The following is a 12,646-nucleotide window of genomic DNA, read 5'->3' as shown; positions in this document are numbered from 1 at the left end:
GAAATTTCACTGTGATTTTTAAAGAGAGGATTATCGCATGCACCTTCAGTTCACTCTCGGCGATCAAACCGCCACGACCCTCGATGTTGAGGTTACTCATTTTATTATTGCGGGTTGGGCAGGACGCGATAAAGACGCTGTTTTGCACCACATCAGGGAACTTGAGGCTTTAGGCGTGCCCGCTCCTGGTGCAGTGCCCCTGTTCTATCGTGTCGCAACTAATCAGCTAAGCCAGCAGCAGCAGCTGGAAGTGGTGGGAAATGAAACCTCCGGTGAAGCCGAGCCTTTCGTGTTCTTCCATCGCGGGGAGTGGTGGGTTTCTCTCACCTCTGACCACACTGACCGCTATCTGGAGACATTTAGCGTAGCGCTCTCCAAGCAAGCCTGTATTAAACCCGTTGCCCGCACTGCCTGGCGCATGGTGGAGGTGATTGAGCACTGGGATTCACTGGTGCTGACCTCATGGATTAAAGAGCACGATGAGTGGGTGGTTTATCAGCAAGGCACGCTTGCCTCACTGCTTACGCCGCAAGAGCTGTTGGCGCGTTATCTGGAGGGAGCTGAAGCGAGAGAAGGAATGGCGATGTCCTGCGGCACCTTAGGGGCTATTGGCGGCATTCGCCCGGCCAGTGAATTCCGTATGTCTCTGCACGATCCCGTGTTGAAGCGCACGCTGGAACACGCTTATCAAACCGGTGCACTGCCGGTGGTGGCATAAGGAGCTCGCTGATGACCACACTCTGGCAAGCCAGTCAGCAACTGCTGGCCGGTGAAACGGGTCCTGAAAGCTTCACCGCATCGGCACTGCATGCAGCACAAGATCCGGCGAAAGAGGGCGCACGCGTTTTTACCAGGCGCTATGTATCTCAGGCAGCACAACAGGCGACTGACGCGGCACAGCGCTGGCAGAAGCAGCAATCTCGCAGTGCAATTGATGGTTTACCTGTCAGCATCAAAGATCTCTTTGATGTTCAGGGCGAGGCAACGACGGCGGGTTCTCATCTTCTCCTGAATGCAGCGCCAGCCGTGGCTAACGCCAGTGTGGTCGATCGCCTGCAACAGGCGGGTGCCGCGGTGGTTGGCAAAACCAATATGACCGAGTTTGCCTTCTCAGGGCTGGGTATCAACCCACATTTCGGCACACCGGCTAATCCCTGGAAGCGAGCAGAACAACGTATTCCGGGCGGATCTTCCTCCGGTGCGGCCGTCGCCGTAGCTGATGGCATGTGTCTCGGCGCAATTGGCACGGATACAGGGGGATCAGTGCGCATCCCTGCTGCACTGTGCGGATTGACCGGCTTTAAACCTACAGCCAGCCGGATCAATCAGGCAGGAACTTTGCCGCTCTCTACCTCTCTCGACAGTATTGGCGTGATTGCCCATGACGTTCGCAGCTGCTGGCTGCTCGATAGCGTCATTGCGCAACAGCCGCTGGAGATGCAAGAGGTTGATTTGCACAGAGCGCGCTTTGCTATCCCACAGACGCGTGTACTGGACGGATTGGATAGCGATGTGGCTGATGCCTGGAAAAAGGCAATTCACACCCTGCAGCAGGCAGGCGCAACGCTAATCGATATTCCACTCAATGAGTTGGATGAACTGAACAGCATGAATGCCCGTGGCGGTATTACGGCGTATGAGGCGTGGCAGTGGCACCAACAAACCGTGCTGGCGCAGCCGGAAGCTTACGATCCTCAAGTACTGGTGCGCGTACAGCGGGGCAGCCATCTCACCGCTCAGGATGCGGAAGTGCTTTATCAACAACGGCAAGCCTGGCAGCGCCGTGTAAATGCTGCCCTGGTCGGCTTTGACGCTTTACTGATGCCAACTGTGCCCTGTATCGCGCCTGGCATTGCTTCACTGGATGACCCACAGCGTTACATGGAGATCAATGCCCTGATGCTGCGCAACACCAGCGTAATCAACATGCTGGATGGCTGTGCGCTCTCTTTACCTTGCCACACCGCCGGCAGTGCGCCGGTTGGCCTAAGCCTTGCTTCTGTTCATGGTGACGATGCCCGCTTAATCAGCTGGTCTCTTGCCGTGGAAACTGCCCTCAACTGGAGATCCTGATAATGACTCAACCTCACGGCATGCTGTTTGTCGCCACTAACATTAGTGCTGAAGATGAAGCTGATTTTAACCAGTGGTATGACCATGAACACGTTGAAGAGCGCGTGGCGATCAGTGGGTTCTTAAGTGGAACGCGCTATCAGGCGATCAACGCTGAGCGCAAATATCTTGGCTTATATGAAACCGAATCGTTGGAAGCGTTCACCAGCGCGGACTATCACGCGGCGTTCACTCGCCAAACTGAGTGGTCCGTGAAAAATCTGCAAAAAATGGTGAACCCGATGCGCCGGGTCAGTGCCGTTACCCATCGCCATGGTCAAGGCAGTGGCAATAATCTGGCGGTGGTGACGTTAAGCAGCTTCGATAGCGACATGTTAATCGCATGGCAGCAACAGGTCAGCCAGACGTCAGGCTATATCTCTTCCAGCTTACTGACCCCGGATGCTGAACTCAGCTCACCTTTGCCGATGGAGCCCAAAACACCGCGTCAGATGCTCCCCATGCTGCTGATTCACTGCAGCGACGCGCAAACTTGTGATCAACTGGCGACGACCGCAGCCGCAGCACTTTCAGGCGTAAGTCAACGTTATGCCCTGAGCTGGCAGCTCACTAAACAGGAGTTGGCACATGGCTAATACAGATTCCTCTTTGCAGCAGACGGTGCGCGCTAAGCGCACCACTTCGAAAACCGGTCGACTGGCTGCGGCCAGTTCGATTGGAACCGCGCTGGAATGGTATGACTTTACGGTTTACAACATCATGGCAGCCCTGGTGTTCAATCATGTCTTTTTCCCCAGCTTCGATCCGCTGGTCGGTACCATTCTGGCCTTCTCGACCTATGCGGTTGGCTACATTTCACGTCCGCTTGGTGGATTTGTCTTTGGTCATTTAGGGGATGTGGCCGGTCGTAAAGCGGTGCTGATCATCACGTTGGTGATCATGGGTGTGACCACTGCGCTCATGGGATTACTGCCAGGCTATGCCGTTTGGGGGATCTGGAGTCCTGTGCTGCTGGTCGCGCTGCGTTTTGTGCAAGGTATTGCGTTAGGGGGCGAATGGGCAGGCGCAGTATTGCTTTCGATGGAGCATGGCGATCCTGACAAGCGCGGACGTAACGCCTCCTTTGCGCAAGTTGGGCCATCTTGCGGAACGCTCATTGGCACGGGCTTTATTACCTTAGTGACGGTATTGATGAGTGCCGAGCAGTTCCAGGCCTGGGGTTGGCGCATTCCCTTCCTGCTCAGCCTGCTGTTGGTGATGTTTGGTTTGTGGCTGCGTCGCGGTGTGGAAGAGACGCCGACTTTTGTCGCTATGCAGGCTGCGGAGAAAACGACGCATACCCCGTTAAAAGAGGTGTTTGTGCGTTATCCGAAACAGCTGCTGATTGCCGGTGGTTCACGTATTGGTTCTGATGTGCTCTACGCACTGGTGGTGGTGTTTACCCTGACTTATGTCACCACGGTGCTAGAACTGCCGCGTCCGTTGGCATTAATGGCAACGATGTTGGGGGCGATCGGTAACGCAATTACTGTACCGATGTTTGGCGCGCTGTCAGATAAGTGGGGCCGCCGTCCGGTTTATATCACCGGGGCATTACTGGCGATTGTCTGGTCGTTTGTGTTCTTCGTATTGCTCGACAGTACCCAACCGGTATTGATTGTGCTGGCGGTCATCGGCGGGTTGCTGATCCATGCGATGATGTATGGTCCGCAGGCAGCCTTTGTCACTGAACAGTTCCCCAGTCATGTGCGTTATGCTGGATCGTCACTGGCCTATACCCTGGCAGGCATTATTGGTGGTGGCTTTGCACCGTTGATTATCACGACGCTGTTTAAGGAAATGGGTAGCACGCTGTGGGTGTCGCTGTATGTCAGTTTGGCGCTGGCCATCACGCTGTTTGCCCTGTGGAAAGCGAAAGAAACAGCACACAAACACCTTTGATAAACTCTTATGCGTGACCATGATTGACATGAAAAAACCTCACAGGACGAGGTTTTTTCATGTCTGGCAGTCAGCGGATTGCGTTCAGGAACCCGGCCAACTGCCATTTTTCTACCGCTTTAAAATCAACCCCCCACAATATGCGTGCCGGTTTCACCACGTAGTGCGGCTGGCAGACATTCCGGCGTAGTGATGATGACGCGTTTTCCTCCCTGCCGTAAAAAGGCCAGGCTGGCCTCGATTTTTGGCAGCATACTGCCTGGCGGGAAGTGCCCTTCTTGGCTATAGCGCTGCATCTCGCTCGCAGTGACTTCACCCAATGCCTGCTGCTCTGGCTTGCCAAAGTGTACGCACACTTTTTCTACGCCAGTGGTGATCACCAGCACATCGGCCTTGATCTCTTCTGCCAGCAAGGCCGTGGAGAGATCTTTGTCGATCACGGCATCGATGCTGCGGTAATCGCCATTGGCAGCGCGCAGCACGGGAATACCGCCGCCGCCCACGCCAATCACTACAAAGCCTTGTTGCGCCAGAGCTTTTATCGCATCAGCTTCCACAATACGCTGCGGCTGCGGCGAAGCGACCACGCGACGGAAACCGCGTCCGGCATCTTCAATAAAGTGCCAGTCGGGGTTGGCTTCTAGTAAAGCATCGCGCTCTTCGGCCGTGAAAAATGCCCCAATCGGCTTGGTTGGGGTGATAAAGCCAGCATCTTCGGCATCGACTTCGACCTGAGTGACCACCGTCACGGCTTTTTTACCGTTAAGTGTCTGGAGGCGATTATTCAGTGCCTGCTGGATCAGATAACCAATGCCGCCCTGAGTATCAGCCACGCAGTTGGCGAGTGGCGTCAAAGGCAGACCTTCATGCTGATGTGCCAGCTCGGCGCGACGCAGATCCAGCCCTACCTGTGGACCGTTACCGTGGGTCAGCACCACATCAATATTGTTGCCCAGCATCTCCAGCACGGTATCCGCCACCTGTTTGACGGCCTCGGCCTGGTGAGCAACCGACTGACTCTGGTTATCTTTCACAATACTGTTGCCACCAATGGCAACCACAACGAGTTGTTTCATCTCTGTTTCCAGTACTGGGGCGAGCATGAGCTCGCCCGAGGTGTTATGCGGTTTTATCAGCAGGCTGTGTGACAGCGGTTTCACGGCTATCGAGGAAATGTTTTACGACCAGCATGGCGGCCATCATCAGATAGGCGATGACGAACAGCATGGAAGTCCCCTGAGCCAGGCCTAAAGCAGGCGCATGAATAATGCCGAGCAGTGCGAGGAAGGCACCGCAAGCCGCAGCAATTGCGCCACGCAGCGGTTTATTCATGATGGCGAAGATAGCGATGCAGCCCCACAGCATACTGGCCAGCGGCGCACCGCTGCCGAGATGCACTAATCCATCCCAGTAGACGCCTTTGCTGTGCAGCACATCGGTGCCGATTTCGCTGGCTGAGGTGCCCGCGGCACTCAGTACGCTCTTCATCATGGTCAGCGCCCAGTTGGCAATCCACGGGAACAGACAGATAAAGATCACCGGCACTTCTGCTTTCGGGGTTTCCCGTACCACCTGATTGGCGGTCACCACGCCGATAAACACCAGAATCGGCACGATGGCGGTCATCGGGATGATGGAGAGCATAAAAGCACCGAGGCCAAACAGCGGTACGATAAACATCGTCACACCAGAAGCCAGGGTATAACCGATGCGTGCGCCCATCTGTTTCCAACCGGCATGGCCGACATACACCGTGACCGGGAAAGGATTGCCCATCAGGCAGCCGAGAATTGAGGCCAAGCCATTGGTTAACATCACGTTACGGGTGTTGTACTCATCCCCTGCGGCATGCGCACTCTCAATGTTCTCCAGATCGAAGATGTAGTTCGCCAGACCCAGAGGCACGGCAGAAGCGAGATAAGGCAACGCATGAGGTAAGCCATCCATAAAGCTGGAGATCTGAATTGTCGGTGGATGGAAACCAAATGAAGCGATAGAGGCTTTGATCGCTTCCGGGCTTTGCAGGCCAGAAATCCAGGCCAACGCCGCACCGGCAATCAGCAGCAGCAGCCCGGTTGGGATGCGGGCAAATATTGGCTTCTTACCAAACCAGTTGATAAAAATCAGCAGCAGTACGATGAACGAAACGGTTGGTGCTTCAAAGGCCTGAAGCATCGGGTTCATGGCCAGCAGCAGCAGGCCCAGACCAGACAGGCAAGAGAGCAGCACGGTGCGTGGGATCATCCGGCGGATCGATTCGCCAAGGAATGATCCCCCGATCAGGATCAGCGCTTCAACGAAGCACCACACCAGGCCAATCTGGATCGCAAACTCAGCATCACCAGTGGTTTGATACACCGGCATCAGCACGAGAAACGTGACGGTAAATATTGAGGGTGCGCTAGGGCCGGAAGGCAGTGCAGTCACATCACTGCGGCCGGTGTGTTTTGCCATCTGGATACCAAACCAGGTGTAGCAAATCGCCGCTGTCATTACGGCCAGGCCAAAGGCAGGCGCAATACGGCCGTAGACGATCTCAGTTGGAATGCCGACCACAAAAATCAGCAGTCCCATCATCGTCAGCAAGTTAGTGAGGTTATTGGTCATCAGGCCGAAATAGCCCGCCCAATCGCCTCGTGTCCACTGGAGTTTTAAACGGTTCATGAAAGAGTGTCCTTCACAGGGTCATATGTGCCGGGCGGTTAGCCCGGTCCTGCAGGTGAACAACATGCGCGATGCGTTATAAAAGGGGCGTGTTATCGCCCCGGCTGCTCTTACTGGCAGTAGCGATCGCGGTAGTGCAACAAAGCCTGTTCAAAGCAGGCAAACGGCGGGTAGACGATACCCGCGCCGATCATGCCGATCCCGGCATCTTTATGGGCGATAGCGGTGTTGATCACCGGTAAAATGCCGCTGCTGCCCACTTTAGTGATATCGATGGCGGTAGGCACACCGGTAAAGGAGAGCAGGGGGATCGTGACGTTCGGATTGGTGCCGAGAGTGATTTCCTGCATTTTACGCGAGAAATCAATCGCTTCATCTACGGTTCCACCCACCAGCGCCACAATGGCTGGCGCGGTTGCCATCGCAAACCCACCAATGCCGTATGTCTCGGTGATGGCGCTGTCGCCAATATCCAGGCCTGAATCTTCCGGCTTATAGCCCGCAAACATCGGACCAATCACCTGCTGGGCGGGGCCGGTAAACCACTGGCCTGGCAAACCGCTGATACGCAGGCCAAACTCCACGCCGTTACGCGCCATGGTGGTGACCACGGTGCTGTATTCAATGCCGTGTGCTGCATCCATGGCAGCTTTACACATTGCCATCCAGGTGGGGCCAGAGAAGTAGTCGCTGCTGGCAACAAACTCAAACACTTCTCGCTGCTGTGCGACCGGATAACCGGTCTGAATCAGCCACGGCGTTAATGCCTGAATCAGCAACGTGGTGCCCGCATTGTTACGGTTGTGGCACTCATCACCCATGTGCAGGGCCTGAGAAAGCATCAGGCGCAGGTCGATTTCACCGGCCAGTTTCATGGCATCACGTAACATTGGGCCAAGCACATCACGCATCCAGATCAGACGTTCGATAACGCTCTGATCGTTAGCGCCCATGCGCAGGATCTTGGCCATCTGCTCGCTGAGGTTGGTGAAAGCGCGGTTACCGTAGGTTTTGTTTTCGACGATATGCATGAACATTGAAGCGGAGGTCACGCCCGCCATCGACCCGACACAGTCATGTTCGTGGCAAGGGGAGAAGGTGATTGCCCCCGAAGCTGCCAGGATAGCCGCTTCTTCAACACTCTGTGCCAGTCCTTCAAACACCAGCGCCCCGGTCACGGCTCCGCGCATTGCACCACACATGTTTTCCCAACTGACGGGAGGCCCGGCGTGCAAAATGGTGGTAGGCGTCATGCCTGGAACCACGTTGATCGCCTGGTCAAAACCAACCAGAACCGGATGAGACTGGATTATGCGCTCCAGCGCCTGCTGGTTAGCGGCCGCAATTTTATCCGCAAGGCGGGGATCGGCGATTTGATCCAACGCTTCTACCACCTGCATGTTGCCCTGACCTGGCGGTGTCCAGTCGAGATGTGTCACCGCAACATGCTGGCTTTTCAGATCGTCACGAAACAGCGCGATGCCGACATTAATGACGTTTAGTGGTTGATTAAACAGTGTCTGGCTCATCAGGCGTTCTCCCCTTTACAGACAAATTCACGCGCCAGCAGACCGGTATTGGTACTGCTGCTGGCCCAGATCACTCCCGCATCGGTTAATAGCTGGCACTGCTGGTGCAGAGACGGGGTATCCAGATCGGTGCCGAGCACATAACCGAGGATCTCCAGTGGACGTTGATCCGCTGCGGCGATCGCTTTTGCTTCGCGGATCGCCTCGATCATCACGCCGACCGGATCGGTGTGCGATCCAAAACCGAGCACAAAATCCATCACGATCACGGCGACTTCGGGATCGCGCGCTTCCTGGATCAGGCGGCTGATACGATTGGTGGGATCGATCATGGGATGAGGTTTGCCATTGGTGAAGTCATCATCACCGAAGTCAAGGAAGGTGTGCCCCTGGCTCTGGTTGACATCTTGCAGACGGAAGGCCGGATCGGGGTGAATATTGCTGTAAACCTCTGGGTGTTTTTCCATGGCAGCAAACATCGCTTCATCACACAGCGTACCGCCGCAGAACAGGCCACGAATGTATTTCTGTTGTGGGGTCAGACGAGCACGCACCTCTTCAATCAGTGGCAGATTCAGCGGATGAAGATCGAGGCTGGATTCCTTAACGCCTGTCAGCAGAATCGCTTTCAGTGCCGCTTGCTTGGTGGCACGGGCGAACTGTAAGCCCGCTTCATCTTCAGGCTGTGGCTGACGACCAAGGAAGCAAACCACCACCGGCTTATGGCACAGGCGAGCGCGAGCCAGCACTTTCTCTGCCACTGCTGGAGCAGGGGGCTTAGAGATAAGCACGATCACTTCGGTTTGCGCGTCGGCTTCCAGCATTGCTATGGCATCCAGCATCATCAGGCCACCGATCTGCTCACTGAGATCGCGTCCACCGGTGCCGATGAGCTGTGAAATACCGCCGCCAAACTCATGAATACGTACGCTCAGCTCCTGACTACCTGTGCCGGAAGCGCCCACAATACCAATGTTGCCGCGACGAACCGCGTTGCCAAAGCAGAGTGCAGCACCGTTGATAATGGCTGTGCCGCAGTCAGGTCCCATCATCAATAAGCCTTTTTCGTGGGCTAATTGCTTGAGGGCCAATTCGTCAGCCAGCGAGACGTTGTCAGAAAACAGCATGACGTTGAGATCGTTTTCCAGCGCCAGACGGGCTTCACGCGCGGCAAACAGGCCATTCACCGCGATAACCGCAAGATTGCTGTCTGGGTTATGCGCTTTTGCGCTGCCTAATGTGGCAAAACTTGCTTCGTGGCTGCCACTGTTGCTCCCTTTCTGGGTGAACAGCGCTTCGATTGCCAGCAGATTCTCTTCATTCGCCTCATCGCTGTGGCCTTTGATGATAATCATCAGATCGCCATTGCGTGCAGCTTCCAGCTCGGGCGTCATCAGCCCAAGGTTGTTCAGAACGCCTTTGTTCATCTCTGTCGCCATTGCGACAAACGCCTGCTCAACGCCATCTAACTGATTAGCCTTAGTAGAAACAGACATTAATGAGACGGAGTCAAAGTAGGTGTTGGGTTTAATCACTATCTTGACGGACATAATGCTCTCCGATTTCCGCAGTCAAAGCGCAGGCGTCTGCGATACCGCAGAGCATGTCGCAGCCTGAACTCGACCCGATTTCTTTTATCTTTTGAATGGCGGGTTTAATGGCTTGCCGGTTGTTACTCAGCAGTGTCGTAATAAACTCACCAACATGTTCGCGATAACGGTGCTGTAAATGGTGCTCCAGCGTAATCGCACTTAATAACGTGGTTTTTGGTTTCCCGGATGCCAGCGCATCAATTAAAAAAGGTCGATATTTTTCACCAGGATGGCCTGGCAGGAAAAATATCATGCTAAATCCACATAACCAGTCATCCCCTGAAGGGGTCAAACCGATGCCAAGTCCGATGAGACTGCGCATGGCCGGCGTGGGATCCAGATTATTCTTTATCGACGTTATAATGGCCTGTCGGCCTTGTTGTAATAATGTTGCGAGTTGTTGATGAAATAAATTATCACCGCGATATTTAAACAGACTATTGCTATATCTAATTTCACTATTAATGAGCTGTTGCCATGAGCGCCAGCAAACAGTATTTAATTCCTCCCGAGTAATGGATATTACCGGCGGATGCCAGATAGCGCAGTGGGTGTAATCTATCCACTTATCTGTGCCGATCGCGATGCCGTGCGGGGAAAATGCGACCGTTTCACCGGGACGAAACAACGTATTAAAGTGCGTAGTGGCGATTCTGCAGCTATTCGGGCCGTTGTCATATTCCTGGCTCAGCAGGGTGAAAAGCTGTTGCTGCTGAGGCTGATACAGATTCACCGCGCGACGAAACACCTGCTGAACAACCCCTGTTAACGACTGGCGGGGGAATTTCGTATCAGCAGAGAGCGCTGCAACGCACAATCTGGGGTGCGTTGAGATAGCATTTCTCCTTAGATCAGGCTCCGGCGGCGATCAGCAGCTCAGCCATTTCGTGGTAGCCTTTCTCACGCGCTAAAGTCAGTGGTGTTTTGCCGTATTTATCGGTCATATGTGGATTTGCGCCGTGTTCCAGCAGCAGCTTGACGATCTCTTGCTGCACCGGGCCGCCATCATTTAACACAATGGCTTCCAGTAAGGGTGTCCAGCCGACAAAGTTAGTGTGATTCACATTGATATCAGTACAATTCAATAACTCACGCACAATCTCAATATGGCCTTTTTCACTGGCAGGGGTAATACCGACACCACCAAAACGTGACAGGCGATTAAGATCGGGCTTAGCCGGTAAAACAATTCGCAGCAGCGTCAGATCGTTAGTGAGGCAACTGATAAGAAAAGGGTTAAAACAGGTATCGTCCTGCTGGTTAATATCAGCACCCGCATAAATGAGATGTTGTACACATGAATATTGCTTATTAAGGCTGGCGATAATAATGGCCGTTCTTCTCTGCTTATCGGTGGCATTAATATCAATGCCTTTCGCCAGATAACTTTCTAGCATAGCAATATCGCCTTGCGCCGCAGCAGAAAAGAAACTATCGATATCTTGATAAGATGACATGAAAGTGCTCCATTCCTGAATTGATGGCGAAAGGATAGCAAGGTTAATTTGTTAAAAATAGCCCATTAAAGACTATTCAACTTGATCAGCACTACTGTTGAATAACGTTCAATAATGATTTTTTATTTACTTTGATTTACACTGAAAGAGTAGAAAAAAGAAATAAAAGTCACTTTCTAAACCGTCTGCAATTGAAATCACCCTGTTCTGTGATGCAGGTCATGCTGCAAGGTGTGATTCAGTGGCACATTCATTCACTCTGACGTTTTCACTAAGATCTGCTGCGACCGCGGTAGATCCGTCATTTATTGCGGGAGCAGGGCGGAAATGAACTCGATTTTCACTGAAGAAAACCTGTTGGTTTTTACTACCGCTGCACGTTGTAGCAGTTTCAGTAAAGCCGCCGAGGAGTTGCAATTGACCACCTCTGCAATCAGCTATGCCATAAAGCGTATTGAAACCGGATTGGGTGTGGTGCTGTTTGAACGTAACACGCGCAGTATTGAACTGACGGAGTCCGGTTTCTATTTCTATCGTAAGGCGTCGGATCTGCTCAATGATTTCGAGATGATTCGACGGGGCATAGATACGATCGCCCAGGGGATCGAGGCACGGCTGCGCATCTGTATTAATCAGCTCCTCTATACGCCGTGGCACACGGCAAAGTTGCTGCAAGTCCTTAAAACGCGCTTCCCGACTTGCCAGTTCACCATAACGACAGAGGTCTACAATGGAGTCTGGGAAGCCATGATCAATAATCAGGTGAATATCGCCATTGGCGCGCCAGGCACATTACTGGATGGCGGCGGTATCGATTACACCGAAATTGGTGCTATCGGCTGGGTCTTTGCGCTATCACCGACTCATCCACTGGCGCATATGCCAGAACCCTTGTCAGAGAGTCAGATGCGGCTGTATCCCAACATCATGGTGGAAGATACGGCGGACACCATCAATAAAAAAGTCGGTTGGCTACTGCATGGGCAGGAAGTGTTACTGGTGCCTGATTTCAATACCAAGTGCCATTGCCAGATTATGGGAGAAGGCATTGGTTTCCTGCCGGAGTACATGGCAAACGATGCTATCGAAAAAGGGCTGCTGGTGCGGCGTGAAGTGATTAACCCACGGCAGAAGTCGGGGATGTTACTGGCAACGCGTCATGCAGCAAACGGGCAGGTGACTCAGTGGATTACCCAGCAGTTTGCTGAAGGAGGAGTGCTGCGCGCTATCTATCAGGATCTGTTGTCAGGACGTTAGCGCAGGGGCTTTTTCAGATTTACGCCAGGCCAGGAAACGGTACTTTCGCTGAGCATGGCCTCATTTCTCTCTGTTTAATGGCCGAAAGTACGGCAAAGTATCATGATTTTTCTCTGACTCACGTATCGCTGAA

Annotated in this window: 11 protein-coding genes; 5 read left to right on the top strand and 6 right to left on the bottom strand. The window is 53.5% G+C overall.

The annotated features are described in order from the left end of the window. Positions 1-37: 37 nt before the first annotated feature. The 4 genes from F3J40_RS14365 to F3J40_RS14350 are packed head-to-tail and all read left to right on the top strand — an operon-like array spanning position 38 to position 4,014. On the top strand, positions 38-718 hold the full coding sequence (locus F3J40_RS14365) for a DUF2848 domain-containing protein (protein WP_167015614.1): 681 nt from the start codon (positions 38-40) through the stop codon (positions 716-718). Positions 719-729: 11 nt separating this feature from the next. Then, positions 730-2,073 carry an amidase gene (locus F3J40_RS14360; RefSeq protein WP_167015612.1) on the top strand — a complete coding sequence of 448 codons (1,344 nt, stop codon included), beginning with the start codon at positions 730-732 and terminating at the stop codon, positions 2,071-2,073. Between the two features lie 2 nt (positions 2,074-2,075). Then, complete coding sequence (locus F3J40_RS14355) at positions 2,076-2,708, top strand: DUF4286 family protein (protein ID WP_167015610.1); 633 nt, start codon at positions 2,076-2,078, stop codon at positions 2,706-2,708. Continuing rightward, positions 2,701-4,014: an MFS transporter gene (locus tag F3J40_RS14350; protein ID WP_017347292.1), complete on the top strand. Its 1,314-nt coding sequence runs from the start codon at positions 2,701-2,703 to the stop codon at positions 4,012-4,014. Before F3J40_RS14355 ends, F3J40_RS14350 begins: the two co-directional genes overlap by 8 nt. 125 nt (positions 4,015-4,139) lie before the next feature. Here the strand turns inward: F3J40_RS14350 and F3J40_RS14345 are convergent, their stop codons facing one another. The 6 genes from F3J40_RS14345 to F3J40_RS14320 all read right to left on the bottom strand — a co-directional run bounded on the left by F3J40_RS14345 (position 4,140) and on the right by F3J40_RS14320 (position 11,256). Further along, positions 4,140-5,090: a carbamate kinase family protein gene (locus F3J40_RS14345; RefSeq protein ID WP_167015608.1), complete on the bottom strand. Its 951-nt coding sequence runs from the start codon at positions 5,088-5,090 to the stop codon at positions 4,140-4,142. Between the two features lie 43 nt (positions 5,091-5,133). Beyond that, a complete protein-coding gene (locus F3J40_RS14340; RefSeq protein WP_017347294.1) occupies positions 5,134-6,678 on the bottom strand; it encodes a hypothetical protein in 1,545 nt (514 codons plus the stop codon). A 110-nt stretch (positions 6,679-6,788) separates the two neighbouring features. Continuing rightward, on the bottom strand, positions 6,789-8,207 hold the full coding sequence (locus F3J40_RS14335) for a YlbE family protein (RefSeq protein ID WP_167015606.1): 1,419 nt from the start codon (positions 8,205-8,207) through the stop codon (positions 6,789-6,791). Next, positions 8,207-9,757 (bottom strand): acyl-CoA synthetase FdrA, encoded by a 1,551-nt coding sequence (gene fdrA, locus F3J40_RS14330; protein WP_167015604.1) that lies wholly within the window; start codon positions 9,755-9,757, stop codon positions 8,207-8,209. Before fdrA ends, F3J40_RS14335 begins: the two co-directional genes overlap by 1 nt. Then, positions 9,735-10,616, bottom strand: coding sequence for an oxamate carbamoyltransferase subunit AllH family protein (locus tag F3J40_RS25220; protein WP_505543774.1), 882 nt, complete (start codon positions 10,614-10,616; stop codon positions 9,735-9,737). Before F3J40_RS25220 ends, fdrA begins: the two co-directional genes overlap by 23 nt. A 34-nt stretch (positions 10,617-10,650) precedes the next feature. Then, positions 10,651-11,256, bottom strand: a complete 606-nt coding sequence (locus tag F3J40_RS14320; RefSeq protein ID WP_167015600.1) for an ankyrin repeat domain-containing protein — start codon at positions 11,254-11,256, stop codon at positions 10,651-10,653. 327 nt (positions 11,257-11,583) lie between these two features. Here F3J40_RS14320 and F3J40_RS14315 point away from each other — a divergent pair, with 327 nt between their 5' ends. Next, positions 11,584-12,513 carry a LysR substrate-binding domain-containing protein gene (locus F3J40_RS14315; RefSeq protein WP_167015598.1) on the top strand — a complete coding sequence of 310 codons (930 nt, stop codon included), beginning with the start codon at positions 11,584-11,586 and terminating at the stop codon, positions 12,511-12,513. The last annotated feature ends 133 nt before the right edge of the window (positions 12,514-12,646 follow it).

The sequence above is a fragment of the Candidatus Pantoea multigeneris genome (assembly GCF_011752615.1).
In the GTDB taxonomy this organism is placed as follows: domain Bacteria; phylum Pseudomonadota; class Gammaproteobacteria; order Enterobacterales; family Enterobacteriaceae; genus Pantoea; species Pantoea multigeneris.
The sequence above is the reverse complement of the archived record's forward strand: the minus strand, read 5'-3'. Positions and strand labels throughout refer to the sequence as shown.